Below are 17,812 nucleotides of genomic sequence, written 5' to 3' on the forward strand. Positions count from 1 at the left end.
AACATAATCGCATGAAATCGCTCGAAAAAACATAGTACTAGAGTGTTATGCCGAAAGCATAACACTCTCGTTGCGCGGGCGGGGCGTTTTTCGGTTATGAGGGGTGTATGAAACGAGTGAGCGGCTTTCGGCTGGTTCTGACCGGGATTGCGCTGCTGATCCCGCTGGCGCTGGTGATCATTGTTGTGTTTCTTGCCCAATACGCGTGGGCGGCGATCGGGTTCAACGGCATCCGGTTTATCGGCACGATCAACTGGAGCCTGGGTAATCTGTATATGAACCCGGTGACGACGCGGGGGTATTCCGTGCCGCTGGGGGCGGATTACGGGATTCTGGCGTTCATTGTGGGGACTTTGCTGTCGTCGTTTCTGGCGCTGGCGTTCGCGCTGCCGGTGGCGGTGGGGACGGCGATTTTCCTGTCCGAAGCGGTGCCGGACCGGTTGCGGCCGGTCTTGTCGATGCTGGTTGAACTCGTCGCCGTGGTGCCGAGCGTGGTGTTCGGGCTGTGGGGCATTTATGTGCTGGCGCCGCTGATTTCGCATGACATCGGGCCGGGGATTACCGCCGTGCTCGGGTTTATTCCGTTTTTAAATATCCATAACAGCACAGGCAGCGGCTTCGGGCTGCTGGCGGCGGCGATCGTGCTGGCGCTGATGATTACGCCGATCATTGCGACGACGTTGTATGACGCCTTGCGCCAGGTGCCGCGGGAGTTGCGGGAATCGGCGGTGGCGCTGGGGGCGACGCGGTTCGAGGTGGTGACCAAAACGATGCTGCCGATGGTGCGGGTGACCCTGATCGGCGGGGTGGTGCTGGGGCTGGGGCGTGCGCTGGGCGAGACCATGGCGGTGCTGATGGTGTCGGGCGGGGCGCTGAATTATCTGCCGAAGACGATTTTCACGCCGATCAGCACGATGGCCGCGTTCATTCTGTCACAGCTCGATAGCGCGCTGTCGGACCCGACCGGGATGGCGGTGAAATCGCTCGCCGAGATTGCGCTGGTTCTGTTCATTATCACGCTGACGGTTAATGCATTGGCGCGGATGATCGTGCGGGGGACGACCATTGTCCGCAACATTTGATGTGAAGGGGCGGCGGACGGCGCTGGAGACGCGGCGGCGCGTGACCAGCGCGATTGGCTGGGGGCTGTGCGGGCTGGCGTTTCTGCTGGTCGCGGTGCCGCTGATCGATCTGATCCTGACGATCACGATCAAGGGGGCGTCGGCGTTTTCGGTCACGTTGTTCACCACGTCGAGCAATGGGGTGAAGGGCGGGCTGCTCGCCGCGATCGTGGGGACCACGGTGCTCTCGCTCGGCTCGCTGGTGTTCGCCGTGCCGATCGGGGTCGGGGCGGGGCTGTATTTGTCGGAATTCGGGCAGAACCGGCTGGGTTCGGTGGTGCGGTTTCTGTCGGACACGCTGACCGGGATGCCCTCGATCGTGCTGGGGTATTTTTCATACATTACAATGGTGATCGGGTTCGGCTGGCAGTTTTCGGCGCTGGCCGGCGCGATTACGCTCGCGATCATGATCGTGCCGTATCTCGCGCGGATTACCGAATTGTCGTTGCAGCGGGTGCCGGTGCAGATGCGCGAGGCCGCTTATGCGCTCGGTGCGCAGGAACGGACCGTGGCATTCCGGATCGTTCTGGCGGCAGGGTCGCCCGGCGTGATCACCGGCGTGCTGCTGGGGCTGGCGCTCTCGGTCGGTGAGACCGCGCCGCTGATCTATACCGCCGGATGGTCGAATTACCTGTGGAACGGGAAGCTGACCAATCAGCCGATCGGGTATCTGACCTATGTGATCTGGACGTTTATCAATCAGCCTTACAAATCGGCCCATGCGCTGGCTTTTGCCGCAGCACTGCTGGTGATGCTGGTGGTGCTGGCGATCAATATCGGTGTGCGAATCGTGCTGCGGCCGAAAGTGTAGCCGGGGGATCAGAGCGTTATGCTTTCAGCCTAACGCTCTAGCTCTATGTTTTTTTCGAGCAATTTCATGCGATTATGTTGCCGCTGCCGCGTCAACCTAATCGCATATCGCTCTAGACCGGATCGCGGGGTTTTTCGGCGGCGCGGTCACGCTTGAGGCTGCGGCGGACCGAGATGAGCGACCAGGACGCGGCCACCACAACCACGAGCTCGAGGCCGGCGAATTCGAGAAACGTGGCGTAGTGGCCGAACAGGGCGAGCATTCGGGCTTAGCGCGATATGCGATCACGTTGACGCGGCAGCGGCAACATAATCGTATGAAATCGCTCGAAAAAACATACGACTAGAGTGTTATGCTGAACGTATAGCACTCTAGTCGGCCAATTCGAGTTCGCGGGCGCTGGGGTGTGGGATGAGTTCGGGCGGCAAGGCGGGTTGCTTCGGCGCGGGCGGCGGGGCGGGTTCGATGTGGCCCTCGCCGGGGGTGGCGAGCGGCTGCATTTTCAGCTGAATCCAGACGCCATAGGCGGCGATCACCGCGAGAAGGCCACCGAAATCGACCAGGGGGAAGAGCCGCGGACCGCCGAGCGCCCAGTACATGAACGTGGTTTTGACCGCCGCGTAGGCCGCGATGATCTGGAGAATCGGGCGCATGATCTCGCCGGCGGCGAAAATCATCGGGTTGACCGGCTCATCGGCCTCGAGCCGCCTGAGGCGGCGGGCGCGGATGCCGTGCAGCACGAAGGCGATGGCGGTGAGGTAGAGCGACAGTCCGATGGCGGAATCCAACATGGCGTGATCCTCCTGATACGGATTTAGGGCGGGCAGGCAAAATCGCCAGAGAGGCCGGTGAGTTTCGTGGGGTGGCGGCGATCGATCCGTTCCAGGCGATCGATCAGCATGATGACGCGGGCGCCGGCGCTGACCGGTTCGCGCAGCGGCTGGGCGGCGGCTTCGATCAGGAAACGGGTTTCGGCGCAGGGATAGGCGGGGATGTTCAGCGTGGGCAACAGGGCGCGGGAAAGGGCGAGACCGGCGAGGCCGAGCTTGCGCGGTGCGGCGACGCGCGCGCGGGTGGTGATTGAGTCATACCCCGCGCGGGCGAGGGCGCGGCCGATCGCGCGGTAGATCATGCGGGCGGCGTGAATGCCGGGCCGGCAGTCGCGCGGCAGGCGGGCGATGCCGGGCAGGGCGCGGTCGTAGAAGGTTTCGGCCTCCTCGAGCAGTCTGGCGATGACGCGGGCGAGCGCGGGCGTGAGGCGCGGGGCGGCGAGGAAGGCGGCGGGGTCGATCGATTCGGCGGCCAGCCAGTCGAGCGGGAGATAGAGGCGACCGGCGCGGGCATCCTCGCCGACGTCGCGCGCGATGTTGGTGAATTGCATGGCGACGCCGAGGTCGCAGGCGGCGGCGAGGCTGTCGCTGTCGCGGCGGCCCATGATGAGGGTCATCATGGCGCCGACCGAGCCGGCGACACGGGCGGCATAGGCGCGGGCGTCGGCGCTGGTTTCGTGGCGTCTGCCCTCGGCGTCCCAGGCGAGGCCTTCGATCAGCGCGTCGGGCAGGGTGCGGGGGATGGCGTTGGCCTCGATCATGCGGGTGAAGGCGCGATCGATCGGATGGTTGTCGGGCCGGCCGCGATAGGCGCGATCGAGCCGTTGGGCGAGCAGGGCGACGGCGGCGGATTTGTCGGCGCCCTCATCGACCGCGTCATCGGCGATGCGACAGAAGGCGTAGAGCGCCGTGGCCGGGTTGCGGATGCGGGAAGGTAACAGGCGCGAGGCGGCGTGGAAACTGAACGAGCCGCCCCGCAGGAGATCGTGGCAGGTCGCAAGGTCGGGGTGATCGGTGCGATTAGACATAATGGCTGACATCCTGCACCACGGTATCGAGAACCCGCGCGGTCGAGAGCACGCCGGGAACGCCGGCGCCGGGATGGGTGCCGGCACCGACAATGAACAGATTCCTGACATCCTCGCTGGCATTATGGGGGCGGAACCAGGCGCTCTGGGTCAATATCGGCTCCATGCCGAAGCCGGCCCCAAGGGTCGAGGCGTAGCGGGTGTGGAAATCGGCCGGGGTCATGATGCGCGAGGTGACGACATGGCCGGCGAGGTCGGGGAGCAGGGTTTCGATCAGGCGGCGTTCGATGGCCTGGCGATAGGTTTCGGCATGGGTTTCCCAGTTGGTGTCACCCGCGAGGTTGGGCACCGGCGACAGGGCGTAGAACGTGTCGCAGCCGGGGGGCGCCAGCGACGGGTCGGTCGCGGTCGGGCGATGCAGGTAGAGGCTCATGTCGCCGGGGAGGTATTTGCGCTCGAAAATGTCATCGACCAGGCCGCGGTAGCGTGGACCCATGATGATGGCGTGATGCGGCACGGTGGGGAATTGCCGGTCGGTGCCGAAATACCAGACGAACAGGCCCATCGAATAGCGCGCGGCGGTGAGTTTCCGGTCGGTCCAGTGGCGGCGCTTGGTGTCACGCAGGAGATGTTTGTAGGTGAAGGCGGTGCAGGCGTTCGAGACCACGATGTCGGCGGGGAGGGTCGTGCCGTCGGCGAGCGCGACGCCGGTGGCGGCGCCATCGGTGGTGAGGATGCGATCGACCGGGGTGTTGCAGCGGATCACATTGCCCTGGCCGGTGACCAGATTTGCCATGCCGGCGACGATGGCGCCGGTGCCGCCCATGGCGAAATGGACACCGTGCCGGCGTTCCAGATGCAGGATCAGCGCGTAGATCGCGCTGACCTTGAACGGGTTGCCGCCGACCAGAAGCGTATGGAAACTGAGGGCGGCGCGGATGCGCTCGTCACGCACGAATCGCGCGGCGAGGGCATAGACGCTGCGATGGCCCGAGAGGCGGAGCAGGTCGGGCACGACGCGGGCCATGTCGGTCCAGGAACCGAATGGGACGTGACCGAGCTGCTCGAAACCGATGCGGTAGATTTCCTCGGTCATGGTGATGAAGCGCTCGTAGCCGGGCAGATCGGCCGGCGCGAGGCGGGTGACCTCGGCGCGCATGAAGGCGGGGTCGGCCGAGCAGTCGATGTAGGAGCCGCCGTCGAACTGCATGCGGTAGAACGGGTCGATCCGGCGCAGGGTCACGTCGTCGGCGAAGGTTTTGCCGGCGAGGGACCAGAGCTCTTCGAGCAGGAAGGGGGCGGTGATGATGGTGGGGCCGGCATCGAAGGTGAAACCGTCCTGACGGAAGACCGAGGCGCGGCCGCCGGGCTGTTCGCAGCGTTCCAGCACGGTGACGCGCCAGCCCCGCGCGCCGAGACGAATGGCGGCGGCGAGGCCGCCGATCCCGGCGCCGATCACCACGGCATGGGGTGAGGCGGCCCTGGCGGCGGGCGATGGGGTGAGGCTGGCACGGTCCGAGATTGCGTTCATGACGTCAGAACTCCGAGTCCATGGGCGAATTCATCGATGATCGCGGCGGTCGCTTCGGGGGCTTCCTCATGGGCGAGATGGCCGAGCCGGGGCATCGAGACCAGTTGCGCGCCGGGCACCATGCGGGCGATGCGCTCGGCCTCGCGCGGCGGGATCGAGCGGTCGTTGGCGCCGGTGACCAGAAGCAGCCGGGGGGCGAGATGGGGCAGGCTCGCCGCGATCGGGTCGAGATCCCAGTTCGCCATCATGGTGAGGGCGGCGGCGGCGTGGCCGCTGCGGCGCACCAGCGTGGCGTAGTGCGCCTCGCCGGCGGCATCGATCCTGGAGCCGGTGCCGGCGAGCAGGCGGTGGACGATGGCGGGATTTTTGGCGCGCCAGGCGAACAGGCGGGGGACCAGCGGATTGAGCGCGAAGACCTTGGCGATCGGGGAGAACACCCTGGTGAGCTGGCCCTTATAGGGCAGCAGCGCGCCGTTGAGGCTGACCAGACCGGCGGGTGTGACTCGGCCGGAGCGGCACATTTCGATCCCGATCGCGGCACCGGCGGAGTGACCGACGATCAGGGCGGGCCGGGCGTCCAGCGTGTCGAGCAGGGTGGCCAGCGCACCGGCCATCGCCGGCAGGGACATGCGCGGCCAGATCGGCGCCTCGGTGAACCCGTGGCCGGGAAGATCGGGGGCGATGACGGTGAAGTGGCGGGCCAGCGCGGGCGCGAGGTCGCGCCAGGAGTGCGTGGCGGCGCCGGTGCCGTGGAGCAGCAGCAGGATCGGTGCGTCGGGGTTGGATTTCGGCCCCATGATCTGGACATGGAACCGGATGCCGCCGGCCTCGATGAAGCGGCTCGCGGCGCGGTTGGGCCAGTTGGCGCCGTCAGTGTCCCAGTTCGGCGCGCCATCATCCATCAACGCCTGCCAGAACGAGGGTCCGGCCGGCTGGGGTGCCGCGTGGTGGGTGGTCATGTCGATCGCCATTCTGGTCATGATCCTAGGCCGCCTCGGCGCGGACGGCCGTGCTGAGGGCCGCGGCATTGGCGAAGGGCAGCGGCAGGTAACGCCCAGCCATCAGGCGGGCGAGCTCGGCGGCGAACGGGTTGCGGCGGGGGGCGGTGTCGATCACCAGGCTGGCCAGGCCGGCGAGGGCGCAGGATTGCGCGGCGGCGCGGGCGTCGCGGGCGGCGGCTTCGCGGCCGGGTTTGCCGTCGCGGCCGATATTCGCACCGCCATCGGTCAGGATCACGATCAGGGGGCGGGCACCACGGCGACGTTCGGCCAGCGCCATGTCGCGCGCGGCATCGATCCCGAGGGCGAGCGGCGTGGCGCCACCGCCGGGCAGGGCGGCGAGGCTGCGGCGGGCGCGGGCCAGGGCGCCGGTGGGCGGCAGCAGGATTTCGGCGCCACGGTTGCGGAAGGCGATCAGGGCGACCTGATCGCGGCGGATGTAGCAATCGGCCAGAAGGAGCTGGATCGCGCCCTTGGCTTCGCCGAGGCGGTTGAGGGCGGATGAGCCGGAGGCATCGACCGTGAAGATCGCGACCGCGCGGACCGGGGCGATGAAATGCTTGATCCTGAAATCCTCGGCGCGGACGAGAATGCGCGGGCCGGCGTCGGACCCGGCGCGCTCGCGGCGGCGGAGCGGTTGCAGCGGGGCGGCGACGCGCAGCGTGTCGATCAGGGCGAGATGGGCGCCGCCGCCGGGACGGCCGGGCCGGACCCCGGCGGGACGGCCACGGCTGCCGCCGGGGGCGATGCTGGATTTGCCGGCGGTGACACCGAGGGCGCGCGGAGGATTGCCGAGCAGGGCCAGCGCGGCGAGCAGATCGAGCGGCAGGGCGGTGCGCGTGGCATCGAGCACGCGGTCGGCCAGTTCCTGCGCCGTGGGGTCGGGGCCAGAATCGTCGGGTTGCGGTTCATCCGGCGGGGTCTGCCGCGCTTCGGGCGGGGGATCGGGTTCGGCCTGCCGGGGTTCGGGCGATGGATCGGGTTGCTGATCGGGCGCGGGCAGGGTGGTGGCGCGCGGGGCGAGGATCAGGCGGGCGGCGAGGATGGCATCGGCCTCGCTGATCGCGGACCGCGCGGCCAGGGCGGCGGCGGCGCGGGCGGCGCGCAGGGCGAGGATGGGGGCGCGGAGCGAGGCGATGCCGAGGGCGGCGGCGGTCTGGCCCAGAGCGACGGCGGTGGCCTCGGGTGCGGTGACGCGGCCGAGCCGGGCCCGGGCCTGAGCGATGGCGCGCGCGGTGGGCCAGACGAAATGATCGTTCAGCATGGACTCGTCGAGTTTGAAGGCCAGGCGGTCGCACAGGGCCTCGGGCGTCGCTTCATCGTCGCCGATGCCTTCATCGAGCGCGATCACGCCGAACCGTGCGCCGCGCTCGGTCATGACCCCGTCGCGCGCGACGCTGACCACGCCGCGATCGAGTGTCGCGGCCAGCCGGCCGACCAGGGCGCGGTCGAGCCGTTCGGCCATCGGGATGATGACGATGCCGCCATCGACTTCGGCGAGGAGGCCGGTTGCCGCGATGCGCGACCCCGAACGCAGGGTGAGGGCGAGGTCGAGTCCGCCGAGCAGGCGATCGTCGGTGATGTGGGCGGGCAGGCGGCGGATCGGGGTGGTGGCGGGCAGCAGGGCGCGGAGTTGCGCCATGAATGCATCGCGCGCCGGGCCGATCCGGCTGCGCAGGACGATGCCGCCGAGGCCGATCGGGTCGATCGCGAACAGGCAGGCGGCGAGGGCGGCATCGCGGGTCGGTTTCGGGGGTGCCGTCGCCGGGGGCATCGGTTCGCGCGTGGCGGGCATCGGGGTCATGCGGCCAGCGCCGCCGGGGTGAATAATTCGGCGACCGCTCGCTCGACCCGCGCGCCGGCCAGGGATTCATCGAGCGGGTCGCGCCGCAGCCGGTGGCGCAGGGCGGCGGGGGCAACGGCGCGGAGATGGGATTCGGTGACCACGATATCGCCTTCGAGTGCGGCCTCGGCGCGGGCGGCGCGGAGCAGGGTAAGCTCGCCGCGCAGACCATCGGTGCCGAGCTGGATGCAGAGCCGCGCGGCGAGGCGGAGGATGGCGTCCGGCACGCTGACGTGGGGCAGCAAGCGGGCGGCGGCGACCAATTGGCGGCGCAGCGCCGCTTCGGCCGGGGCGAAGCGGGCGGTGAAAGCGCGCTGGTCGTGTTCGAACGCGTCACGCCGGCGCACCACTTCGATGCGCTGGTCGAGATCGGTCGGGGTTTTGACCTCGACGCAGAGGCCGAAGCGATCGAGCAATTGCGGGCGCAATTCGCCTTCCTCGGGATTGCCGCTGCCGATCAGAACGAAGCGGGCGGGATGGCGCAGGCTGAGCCCCTCGCGCTCGACGACGTTTTCGCCCGACGCCGCGACATCGAGCAGCAGATCGACCAGATGGTCTTCAAGCAGGTTGATCTCGTCGATATAAAGAAAGCCGCGATGCGCGCGGGCGAGCAGGCCGGGCTCGAAGGCTTTCACGCCGTCGGTCAGGGCGCGTTCGAGGTCGAGCGCGCCGACCACGCGGTCTTCGGTCGCTCCCAGGGGCAGATCGACCACGGGGATGCGGATGCGTTCGCTCGGCAGGCGGCCGGTGGCGCGGCGGGTGCGGCAATCGGCGCAGAGCGAGGCGCGGTCCGCCGGATCGCAGTGATAGGCGCAGCCGGCGACGGCGCGCATGTTCGGCAGCAGGGCGGCGAGGGCGCGAACCGCGGTGGATTTGCCGGTGCCGCGATCGCCGAAGGCAAGAACGCCGCCGAGGGAAGGTTCGATCGTCGCGATCAGCATCGCGCGGATCATTTCGGTCTGGCCGACGATGGCGGTGAACGGATAGAGCGCCATGGTCATTCAGCTCCCGCGACCGCGCCGAACGGTTCGTTCAGGCGAACGATGGTCCAGTTGAGATATCCGGCGAAACTGACCCAGAGCAGATAGGGCACGAGGAGCAGGCTGGCGCGCGCGGCATAGGGTTGCATCGTGAGGATAAGAGCGGCGATCGAGAGCCAGAGGGGGACGATGTCCATCAGCGCCCAGTCGGGGCGTTTCATCGTGAAGAACAGGACGCTCCAGGCGATGTTGACCAGGGCGTTGATGGCGAACAGGCCGATCAGGACGATGCCGCTGCGGGTATCGGGCGCTGATTCCCAACCGATGACGCCGGCGCCGGCGATCAGCGCGAAAATCGTGGTCCAGACCGGGCCGAACAGCCACGGCGGCGGTTGCCAGGAGGGTTTGCGCAGGTTCCAGTACCAGGGGCCGAGCCGCGTCGCGAGGCCGCCGGCGAGAGCGGTCAGTGCCGCCGCCGCCGCCGCGACCAGAACCGGCCCCCAATTGCCGCCAAAAAATGTCACCCGCTCATTCCCATCCCAAAATTCGGTTTCACGCATGGATCAATCGCGTCAACCGCGCCATGTTTTTGGTGAAGATGCGCAGATGGACGATCGGTTTGGAGCGGACCAGCGCCTTGTTCATATAGGCCTGCCAGGTCATCGCGCGGACATCAGGATCGCCGCAGATGGCCACGAAGAGTTCGCGGCGCTTGTCGCTCGCGTACCAGAAATTCTGCATGAAGCCGAGCATCAGGAACACCATGCCGTGCATCGCCATGAAGCGCTTGCGGGCCTGGCGCAGCGCGCGGACATCGCCGGTGGCGCAGAATTCGTGCATTGCCTCGCCGGCGAGCTGGCCGCCGAGCATGGCATAATAGATCCCCTCGCCGGAGGCCGGCGCGACGACGCCGGCGGCATCGCCCGCGAGCAGGACGTTGATGCCGTCATCCCAGCGCGGCAACGGCTTCAGCGGCAGCGGCGCGCCTTCGGAACGGATGGTTTGATGATCGGCCAGACCGGCATGGGCGCGCAGGTCGCCCACCGCCGCGCGCAACGAGAAGCCCTTGACCGCGCTGCCGGTGCCGATGCTGGCGGTCTCGCCGTGCGGGAAGATCCAGGCGTAGAAATCGGGCGAGACCTTCGCATCGTAATAGATCGCGCATTCCGCGGGATTCCAGCCCGGCGTGCCGGCGGGTGGTGATTTGATCACCTCGTGATAGGCGAACACGCGCTTGTGTTTGTCCGCACCGGGGATGGTCTGGCGGGCGACGGCGGATACCGCGCCATCGGCCCCGATCACCGCGCGGGCGAGAACGGCGGCGGGTCCGCCGGCGGTTTTATAGTGGATGATGGTGCGGCCCCTGTCGTCGCGCTCGATCCGTTCGAACCGGCCGGTGCGGCGCTCGGCGCCGGCCGCGGCGGCGCGATTGCGGAGGAATTCATCGAACACGTCGCGATCGACCATGCCGACATAGCCGCCGTCATCGATCGGCATCGCCACCGCCTTGCCCTTCGGCGAGACGATGGTGGCGCCGCGCGCCTTTGCGACGATGAGGGATTCAGGGATGTCGAAATCGCGGATCAGGCGGGGCGGCACGGCGCCGCCGCAGGGTTTGATCCGGCCATCACGGTCGAGCAACAGAACGGTGCGGCCGGCTTTGGCCAGGGTTTCGGCGGCGGTCGATCCAGCCGGTCCGCCGCCGACCACCACAACATCGTATTCGGTCAATGGCGCCATCTCAGCCTCCTGCCGCGGCGAGCGCGAAGGCGCTGACCAGCATGCCCAGAACATAAAGCGTGGTCCCCGTGGCATTGTACCAGGGGGCGCGTTCGCGCGGCCGTTCGAGCAGGCGGCGCATCAGGAACAATTGCACGATCAGCGACACGCCGATCATGGTGGCGGCCAGCGGATGATGCCAGCCGATCATGAATTCGATGACGACGACCTGCGGCACCACCATGATCAGGCAGGCGACGATCGCGGCGCGCAGCACGCCGAGCTGCGCCGGCAGGGAGCGGATGCCGATTTTGAGGTCACCCTCGACCGATTTGAAATCGTTCAGGGTCATGATGCCGTGGGCGCCGGCGCTGTAGAGCCCCGCGATGATCAGGATATGGATCGGCGGCAGCGCATCACGCATCACCGCCGCGCCGGTGAACCAGGGCACACCCTCGTAGCAGAGCGCCACCGCGGCATTCCCCCACCAGCCGTTCATTTTCAGGCGGAACGGCGGCGCGCTATAAGCCCAGGCGGCGGCGAGGGCGAAGATCGCGGCGCCGACGCCCCAGGGGCCGAGCGGCAGCGCCACGAGCAGCGAGGCGAATGACCAGATGATCGCGATATAGAGACCCCAGCGCCCCGGCATCCGGCCGGAGGGAATCGGGCGGGCGGGTTCGTTGATGGCATCGACATGACGGTCGAACCAATCGTTCACCGCCTGGGACGAACCGCAGACCATCGGGCCGGCGAGCACCATGCCGAGCACCAGTTCGGGCCAGCGCGATGCGAGCGGCGCGCCGGCGGAGACGACGCCGCACAGGAAGGCCCAGATGGCGGCGAACCACGTGACCGGTTTGAGCAGTTCCAGACAGACCCTGAGATCGGGCAACCGCATCGAGGGGGCGGTTTGCTGATCGAATGCGATGCTCGATTTGTCTGCTGGCGTCATCCGATCTCCGGTCCTGGGTTATGCGACTCCCAGCGCCTCGGCATCCATCATGCCGTAACGCCGGAGTTTGACGTAAAGACTCTGCCGCGACAGGCCGAGCATCTCTGCGGCCGAAGCGCGGTTGTCGCCGGTGATTTTCAACGCGGCCTCGATGCTGAGCCGCTCGATCACCTCGGTCGCCTCGCGCACGATTTCCTTGAGCGATACCCGGCCGATCAACTCGCTGATCTGTTCGAGCGAGCGCGGCACGGCGCGGCTGGTTGCGTTGGGTGGGATCAATTCGGGTGCGGTACGCCGGCCGATGTTGCGGATCGCGAAGCCAAAACAGGGCTTGCCGCCGTTCATCACCGTGACCGCCGAGATTTCCACCTCGGTCTGACCGCCGAATTGATCGCGCAGGAAGGTCGGGTAGAGCCGCACCGAGCCGTGCTGGCGCAGATTGGCGGTCAGGACGTTGAGATCGACGCCGGGCCGGCCGAGCCAACGATCGAGGGTCTGGCCGTGCGCCTGCTCCTCCGATGAGAGCTGGGTCATGTCGAGGAAGGCGGCGTTGGCGGCGAGCAGGCGGCCGTCGTTGCCGGTGACAACGAAGCCATCCGGGGCGCTCTCAATCAATTTCAGCAGCTTTGCCTTGCTGTCGGACAGGAGATTGTGCGGATCGACCGGGCTGACCGGCGAGAGTCGGAGGAGATAGTTCTGACCCTCGCCCTGACGCAGCAGGAAGGCCGAGATGCGCATCTCGCCGTCATGATCGGCCAGGCGGATCCGCACATCGTCCATCCGCCCGGCGCCTCGAATGCTGGCCAGGAGCTGTTCGAGCGCGCCGCGGCTTTCCGGCTCGACCAGGCCCGCGAAGGCGAGGCCGGATAATTTGTCGCGATCGCCGAACAGTTTGAGCGCCGCCGGATTCGCCTCGACGATTTTCTGGGATTGCCCGTCGAGCACCAGGACCGGCTCGGCGGACATCTGAAACAGGATGCGATAGCGGGTTTCGACATGGCGCAGCCGGGAATAGTCACGCTCCAGCGATTGCTGCACGTCGATCAGCCGCTGCTGCAACGAGGCGAGCGCCCGCAGATCGCGCCCGAAGGCGATGGCGCGACCGCTGTTGCCGACCGGAATGGTCGAGAACAGGATGGGGACATCAACCCCGTCGCGCGTCGGGTAATTGACATGCCGGCCCAGCGGATTGCGCCGATCGTCCGACTTGCCGGCGATGTCGTGCAGCACCTCGGCAATTTTGGGGCGGCTTTCGATGGTGACGGTTTCAGCCCAGGGCCGGCCGATCCAGCTGTCGCTCTGGTCGAATTCATTGGCAAAGGCCGCGCTCTGAAAGGCGACGTCGCGGATGATACCCTTGCGATCGATGATCAGGGCAATGTCGGCGGCGGCGGCGATCAACATGCCGGCGGCATCGGCATCGACATCGGCAAGCCACTTGGCGGGGGATTTGAAGGCTCTCATCGCAAACCACACTTTCGAAGAAATCAACCTTTGCAAATGTAACCTCACTACCCCTCTGTCAACGCGCGACACATGTCATCGAAGCTGGACACTTCGTTGCGGCCGCATTCGATAAAAACGATCGTTCAGGATCGAAATGTCAGGCCGGCATGCTGAACGACCGCTCCACCATTGTATCCGCCTCGAACAAGGCTTGCTGGCCGTCGAGCGCCATCGCGTCGGCGCCGACGAACTGCGCCCGCTCCGGATGCTCGACAAACACCTTACCCCCGACCAGAACACCGAGCACAGGGTTCAGGGCGGTCTGGCGCAGGGCGCGTATCATCCCCGGCAGGCCCTTCAGCCCGCGATCGGTGCTCACGGAAATCCCCACCACGTCGAACCAGTTGCGGCGCAATGTGCTCATCAAGCTCGCACGCGACATGATCGGCTCGCTCTGAACGAACCAGCCGGCGCGGCGAAACAGATCGGAGATGACGGAAACGCCGAAACTATGCTGCTCGCCCGGCGCGGCGGCGATCAGGAGATGACGCACCCGACCGCGCAGGATCGGGGCTTCGCTGACCGGTTCGGCCGTGTCGCGCATGATCTGGTTGAGCCGGATCATGCCGAGGGTGACGGCGGCGAAATCGCAGCGGTCACGATCCCATAGCTCCCCGAAGCGGCGGGCCGCGGGGGCGAGCAGACCGTGGAGCATGTCGTCGCGCCGCAGGCCGCGCGCGGCCATTTGTTCAACCATCGCGCGCGCCTCGGTGATTTTGTCGACGAGGATAAGGGAAACGAAGGTTTCGACGTCGGATTTGGTCGGTATCACCGGCGCTTCCATATCCGGCGCACTCGCGCGGCGGCCGCCGCGCTGGGCCAGCATGATGGGCAGCACATCGGTGGCGATGGTGCGCTCCAGCAAGTTGGACCAGGGGCGGATCACGGTCTGACGAAACCCATCGTCAAACGATGGCTCGCTGTGCAGGGCCGCGTTGGCGGTATCGTGCCGCAACGAGCGGGACAGGTCGATCCGACCGCGACGGGGCATCTGGGGCTGTGTGGCGTCTCTCATCGATAGCCTCCTCAACTCATCAGGGATGATGGACTGAAATCGCATCGAGTGTCAAGTTTGATTGACGTAAATAATGGTTGACAGTCAGCGGCCGGTGGCGGTAGCGTTCGTGATGTCGCTGGTCCGCGGCAGAGGAAACTCTGATGAACGGTGCTTCGGAATTGACGAAATCTCACGTTGACCTCCCGGTGCGATGGTGCCGTGCTTTCCGCGAGATAGCGGCACACGTGTTAACCAATCGTTTTGCAACGATCGGATCGAACGCCTCCTTTCAGGACAAGTCAAGCGATGTTTACACGAGTCGTTGAGCGGATGACCGCATCGGTGAATTGCTGCCCCTGGGAGGGTCACGCCTATGGCATGACCCATGATGCCAAGGCGGAGGCCCAGCCACCCGGCCGGCGTACGCCGTTTTTGTACAGTCTCGAGGAACGGCGCCGGCGTGACGCCACGCCCTGGACGATGGTGCAGGGGATTCTCGCCCCCATCCAGTTCCTGGTGTTCCTGGTCAGTCTCAGCCTGGTGGCGCGCTACCTGATCACCGGCGATGGACTCGCGATTGCCACCGACTCGATCCTGGTCAAGACCGTGGTTCTGTTCACCATCATGATCACCGGCGCGATCTGGGAGCATGCGGTGTTCGGTAAATATTTGTTTGCCCGGGCATTTTTCTGGGAGGACGTGTTCAGCATGCTGGTGATCGGGTTGCACTCGCTTTATGTGCTCGTCCTGTTCACGCATCTGGCCGGGCCGCAGATCCAGATGATGATCGCTCTGGCGGCCTATGCGACCTATGTGTTCAACGCAATGCAGTTTGTCATGAAACTGCGTGCTGCCCGCCTCGAAGCGCCGCGCCATCGGGCCGTGACGACGTCATGAGTGTCTGCACCACCACGCCGGTCGAGTGCGCGCCCGCTGTGATCCGCGAGCGCGGCCAGCGTGAAGTGTTCTGCGGCCTGACCGGCATCGTGTGGTTGCACCGGCGAATCCAGGATGCGTTTTTTCTTGTGGTCGGCTCGCGCACCTGCGCCCATCTGGTTCAGTCGGCCGCGGGTGTGATGATTTTCGCCGAGCCGCGCTTTGCCACCGCCATTATCGAGGAGCGCGACCTCGCCGGCCGCGCCGATCTCGATGACGAGCTTGATCGCGTCGTCACAAGGTTGATCGAGCGCCGCCCGGACATCAAGCTGCTGTTCCTGGTCGGCTCCTGTCCCTCCGAAGTCATCAAGCTCGATCTCAACCGCGCCGCCGCCCGGCTCGATGCGCGGTTTGGCCGTCTGCCGCGCATTCTCGCCTATTCCGGCAGTGGCATCGAGACCACGTTTACCGAAGGTGAGGATGCCTGTCTCGAGGCGCTGGTTCCCACCCTCGCCAATGCGGGCACGGACGCTTCGTTGATGGTGGTCGGCGCGGTCGCCGATATCGTCGAGGATCAGTTCCGCCGCCTGTTCGCCGCCATCGGCATCGAACGGGTCGATTTCCTGCCGGCGCGCCATGCCGGTGCGATGCCTGCGGTCGGACCCGCCACCAAATTCATCCTGGCCCAGCCCTTCCTCGCCGCCACCGCGCGCGCGTTGCAGGAGCGCGGCGCCCGCCGGATCGCCGCACCCTACCCGCTCGGCGCCGAAGGCACCCGCCTCTGGGTCGAAGCCGCTGCCGCCGCGTTCGGCATCGACCCCGCCCGCACCGCGAGCGTGCTGGCGCTGCCCGCCCGCCGCGCCGCCGAGTCGCTGGCCAGCGTGCGCGCCAAACTCGCCGGCCGCAGAATCTTTTTCTTCCCCGATTCGCAGTTGGAAATCCCGCTGGCCCGTTTCCTGTCGCGTGAATGCGGCGCTGAACTGGTCGAAATCGGCACCCCGTTCCTGCATCGCGACCTGATGGAGGCCGAACTGGCGCTGTTGCCGGTCGCTACCCAGCTTTCCGAAGGCCAGGACGTCGAACGCCAGCTCGACCGTTGCCGCGCTGAACGGCCCGACCTGGTGATCTGCGGCCTCGGCCTCGCCAATCCGCTCGAGGCCGAGGGCATCGCCACCAAATGGTCGATCGAACTGGTGTTCAGCCCGATCCATGGTTTCGAGCAGGCCGCCGACCTCGCCAATCTGTTCGCCCGGCCGCTCGCGCGCCGCGCGCTGCTTTCGGTGTAGCCCGATGCAACTGACGCTCTGGACCTATGAAGGCCCCCCCCATATCGGCGCGATGCGGATCGCCACCGCGATGCAGGGCGTGCACTATGTGCTGCACGCACCGCAGGGGGACACTTACGCCGATCTGCTGTTCACCATGATCGAGCGGCGCGACCGCCGCCCGCCGGTTACCTACACCACATTCCAGGCGCGCGACCTCGGTTCGGATACCGCAACCCTGTTCAAGGATGCGGTGCGCGATGCCTATGCGCGGTTCAAACCCGAGGCGATGATCGTCGGTGCGTCCTGCACCGCCGAGCTGATCCAGGACGATCCGGGCGGCCTCGCCGCCGCTCTCGGCTTGCCGATCCCGGTGATCCCGCTCGAACTGCCGGCGTATCAGCGCAAGGAAAACTGGGGTGCGGCCGAGACGTTCTATCATCTGGTGCGCGCTGCGACCAACGGCGTTGCCCCGCCGGACCGGACGTCCCACCCCGTCTCGGTCAATATCCTCGGCCCGGCTGCGCTCGGGTTTCGTCACCGCGACGATCTGCTCGAAGTGACCGACCTGCTGGGTAAACTCGGGGTGTCGATCAACGTGATCGCGCCGCTCGGCGCTCGTTTCGCCGATCTCGCGCGCCTCCCCGCGGCCACCGCCAATATCGTGCTCTATCCCGAAATCGCCGGCACGGCGGCGGCCTATCTCGGTCGCAAATTTGGCCAGAAGAGCATCGCCACGGTGCCGATCGGGCTGAACGCCACGCGCGAATTCGCCGCCGAGATCGCGGCCCTGACCGATCGCGCGGTGCCGGATGATCTGGAGAGCCAGGCACGGTCATCATGGTATGCCCGCTCGGTCGACAGCACCTATCTGACCGGTAAGCGCGTCTTCATCTTCGGCGATGCCAGCCACGCCATCGCGCTTGCCCGCGTCGCCGCCACTGAAATCGGCTTCACTGTGGTCGGGCTCGGCAGCTACAGCCGTGAGTTCGCCCGCGAGGTGAAGGCCGCCGCGGCGCTTTACAACATCGAAGCCCTGATCAGCGACGACTACCTGACCATCGAAGCCGCGATCGCCGCCGCCCAGCCTGAACTGGTGCTTGGCACGCAGATGGAACGCCACATCGCCAAACGCCTCGGCATTCCCTGCGCGGTGGTCTCCGCCCCCACCCATGTGCAGGATTTTCCCGCCCGCCACTCGCCCTTCGCCGGGTTCGAGGGCGCGAACGTACTGTTCGACACGCTGACCCATCCGCTGATGATGGGACTCGAAGAGCATCTGCTCGGCATGTTCCGCGAGGATTTCGAGTTCAACGACCAGGCCGCCCCCTCGCATCTCGGCATCGAGGCCACCG

Annotated in this window: 17 protein-coding genes; 5 read left to right on the forward strand and 12 right to left on the reverse strand. The window is 66.7% G+C overall.

The window, feature by feature from the left end; all coding sequences use genetic code 11:
- Positions 1-107 precede the first annotated feature (107 nt).
- Positions 108-1,082, forward strand: a complete 975-nt coding sequence (pstC, locus tag ACP5E6_RS02040; protein WP_427950986.1) for a phosphate ABC transporter permease subunit PstC — start codon at positions 108-110, stop codon at positions 1,080-1,082.
- The gene (gene pstA / locus ACP5E6_RS02045; RefSeq protein WP_427950989.1) at positions 1,066-1,932 is read left to right on the forward strand and encodes a phosphate ABC transporter permease PstA; all 867 of its coding nucleotides are present in this window, start codon (positions 1,066-1,068) and stop codon (positions 1,930-1,932) included. The genes pstC and pstA overlap by 17 nt, the downstream gene beginning before the upstream one ends.
- Before the next feature lie 112 nt (positions 1,933-2,044).
- Here pstA and ACP5E6_RS02050 read toward each other — a convergent pair whose 3' ends face one another.
- From ACP5E6_RS02050 to ACP5E6_RS02105, 12 genes are all read right to left on the reverse strand, one after another.
- A complete protein-coding gene (locus ACP5E6_RS02050) occupies positions 2,045-2,194 on the reverse strand; it encodes a hypothetical protein (protein WP_427950992.1) in 150 nt (49 codons plus the stop codon).
- A 109-nt stretch (positions 2,195-2,303) separates the two neighbouring features.
- Positions 2,304-2,723 (reverse strand): hypothetical protein, encoded by a 420-nt coding sequence (locus ACP5E6_RS02055; protein ID WP_427950994.1) that lies wholly within the window; start codon positions 2,721-2,723, stop codon positions 2,304-2,306.
- 23 nt (positions 2,724-2,746) lie between these two features.
- The gene (locus ACP5E6_RS02060) at positions 2,747-3,790 is read right to left on the reverse strand and encodes a phytoene/squalene synthase family protein (protein WP_427950997.1); all 1,044 of its coding nucleotides are present in this window, start codon (positions 3,788-3,790) and stop codon (positions 2,747-2,749) included.
- Positions 3,783-5,321 (reverse strand): phytoene desaturase family protein, encoded by a 1,539-nt coding sequence (gene crtI, locus ACP5E6_RS02065; RefSeq protein ID WP_427951000.1) that lies wholly within the window; start codon positions 5,319-5,321, stop codon positions 3,783-3,785. Before crtI ends, ACP5E6_RS02060 begins: the two co-directional genes overlap by 8 nt.
- Positions 5,318-6,292 carry an alpha/beta fold hydrolase BchO gene (gene bchO / locus ACP5E6_RS02070; RefSeq protein WP_427951003.1) on the reverse strand — a complete coding sequence of 325 codons (975 nt, stop codon included), beginning with the start codon at positions 6,290-6,292 and terminating at the stop codon, positions 5,318-5,320. Before bchO ends, crtI begins: the two co-directional genes overlap by 4 nt.
- Positions 6,293-6,305: 13 nt before the next feature.
- Positions 6,306-8,123: a magnesium chelatase subunit D gene (locus ACP5E6_RS02075; RefSeq protein WP_427951006.1), complete on the reverse strand. Its 1,818-nt coding sequence runs from the start codon at positions 8,121-8,123 to the stop codon at positions 6,306-6,308.
- Positions 8,120-9,157 (reverse strand): magnesium chelatase ATPase subunit I, encoded by a 1,038-nt coding sequence (gene bchI / locus ACP5E6_RS02080; protein ID WP_427951009.1) that lies wholly within the window; start codon positions 9,155-9,157, stop codon positions 8,120-8,122. Before bchI ends, ACP5E6_RS02075 begins: the two co-directional genes overlap by 4 nt.
- A gap of 2 nt (positions 9,158-9,159) precedes the next feature.
- On the reverse strand, positions 9,160-9,702 hold the full coding sequence (locus ACP5E6_RS02085) for a TspO/MBR family protein (RefSeq protein ID WP_427951012.1): 543 nt from the start codon (positions 9,700-9,702) through the stop codon (positions 9,160-9,162).
- A complete protein-coding gene (locus ACP5E6_RS02090) occupies positions 9,695-10,882 on the reverse strand; it encodes a geranylgeranyl diphosphate reductase (RefSeq protein WP_427951015.1) in 1,188 nt (395 codons plus the stop codon). The genes ACP5E6_RS02085 and ACP5E6_RS02090 overlap by 8 nt, the downstream gene beginning before the upstream one ends.
- A gap of 1 nt (position 10,883) precedes the next feature.
- A complete protein-coding gene (gene chlG, locus ACP5E6_RS02095) occupies positions 10,884-11,813 on the reverse strand; it encodes a chlorophyll synthase ChlG (RefSeq protein WP_427951018.1) in 930 nt (309 codons plus the stop codon).
- Between the two features lie 18 nt (positions 11,814-11,831).
- On the reverse strand, positions 11,832-13,277 hold the full coding sequence (ppsR, locus tag ACP5E6_RS02100; protein ID WP_427951021.1) for a transcriptional regulator PpsR: 1,446 nt from the start codon (positions 13,275-13,277) through the stop codon (positions 11,832-11,834).
- A gap of 139 nt (positions 13,278-13,416) precedes the next feature.
- On the reverse strand, positions 13,417-14,334 hold the full coding sequence (locus tag ACP5E6_RS02105) for a cobalamin B12-binding domain-containing protein (RefSeq protein WP_427951024.1): 918 nt from the start codon (positions 14,332-14,334) through the stop codon (positions 13,417-13,419).
- A gap of 312 nt (positions 14,335-14,646) precedes the next feature.
- Here ACP5E6_RS02105 and bchF point away from each other — a divergent pair, with 312 nt between their 5' ends.
- The 3 genes from bchF to bchB all read left to right on the forward strand — a co-directional run.
- Positions 14,647-15,213, forward strand: a complete 567-nt coding sequence (gene bchF, locus ACP5E6_RS02110; RefSeq protein WP_427951027.1) for a 2-vinyl bacteriochlorophyllide hydratase — start codon at positions 14,647-14,649, stop codon at positions 15,211-15,213.
- Positions 15,210-16,478, forward strand: a complete 1,269-nt coding sequence (locus ACP5E6_RS02115) for a ferredoxin:protochlorophyllide reductase (ATP-dependent) subunit N (protein WP_427951030.1) — start codon at positions 15,210-15,212, stop codon at positions 16,476-16,478. Before bchF ends, ACP5E6_RS02115 begins: the two co-directional genes overlap by 4 nt.
- A 4-nt stretch (positions 16,479-16,482) precedes the next feature.
- Positions 16,483-17,812, forward strand: a 1,330-nt coding sequence (gene bchB, locus ACP5E6_RS02120) for a ferredoxin:protochlorophyllide reductase (ATP-dependent) subunit B (protein ID WP_427951032.1), incomplete at its 3' end; no start/stop codon positions are given.

Source organism: Acidiphilium sp. (assembly GCF_049977125.1).
Taxonomy (GTDB): domain Bacteria; phylum Pseudomonadota; class Alphaproteobacteria; order Acetobacterales; family Acetobacteraceae; genus Acidiphilium.

Excerpts from the sequence above, each read along its gene's own strand:
- bchO (WP_427951003.1), bottom strand. The coding sequence starts at position 6,292 with ATGGCGATCGACATGACCACCCACCACGCGGCACCCCAGCCGGCCGGA.
- ACP5E6_RS02090 (WP_427951015.1), bottom strand. The coding sequence starts at position 10,882 with ATGGCGCCATTGACCGAATACGATGTTGTGGTGGTCGGCGGCGGACCG.
- pstC (WP_427950986.1), top strand. The coding sequence starts at position 108 with ATGAAACGAGTGAGCGGCTTTCGGCTGGTTCTGACCGGGATTGCGCTG.
- ACP5E6_RS02055 (WP_427950994.1), bottom strand. The coding sequence starts at position 2,723 with ATGTTGGATTCCGCCATCGGACTGTCGCTCTACCTCACCGCCATCGCC.
- ACP5E6_RS02075 (WP_427951006.1), bottom strand. The coding sequence starts at position 8,123 with ATGACCCCGATGCCCGCCACGCGCGAACCGATGCCCCCGGCGACGGCA.
- ppsR (WP_427951021.1), bottom strand. The coding sequence starts at position 13,277 with ATGAGAGCCTTCAAATCCCCCGCCAAGTGGCTTGCCGATGTCGATGCC.
- ACP5E6_RS02085 (WP_427951012.1), bottom strand. The coding sequence starts at position 9,702 with ATGCGTGAAACCGAATTTTGGGATGGGAATGAGCGGGTGACATTTTTT.
- ACP5E6_RS02115 (WP_427951030.1), top strand. The coding sequence starts at position 15,210 with ATGAGTGTCTGCACCACCACGCCGGTCGAGTGCGCGCCCGCTGTGATC.
- chlG (WP_427951018.1), bottom strand. The coding sequence starts at position 11,813 with ATGACGCCAGCAGACAAATCGAGCATCGCATTCGATCAGCAAACCGCC.
- bchI (WP_427951009.1), bottom strand. The coding sequence starts at position 9,157 with ATGGCGCTCTATCCGTTCACCGCCATCGTCGGCCAGACCGAAATGATC.
- ACP5E6_RS02050 (WP_427950992.1), bottom strand. The coding sequence starts at position 2,194 with ATGCTCGCCCTGTTCGGCCACTACGCCACGTTTCTCGAATTCGCCGGC.
- crtI (WP_427951000.1), bottom strand. The coding sequence starts at position 5,321 with ATGAACGCAATCTCGGACCGTGCCAGCCTCACCCCATCGCCCGCCGCC.
- bchF (WP_427951027.1), top strand. The coding sequence starts at position 14,647 with ATGACCGCATCGGTGAATTGCTGCCCCTGGGAGGGTCACGCCTATGGC.
- ACP5E6_RS02060 (WP_427950997.1), bottom strand. The coding sequence starts at position 3,790 with ATGTCTAATCGCACCGATCACCCCGACCTTGCGACCTGCCACGATCTC.
- ACP5E6_RS02105 (WP_427951024.1), bottom strand. The coding sequence starts at position 14,334 with ATGAGAGACGCCACACAGCCCCAGATGCCCCGTCGCGGTCGGATCGAC.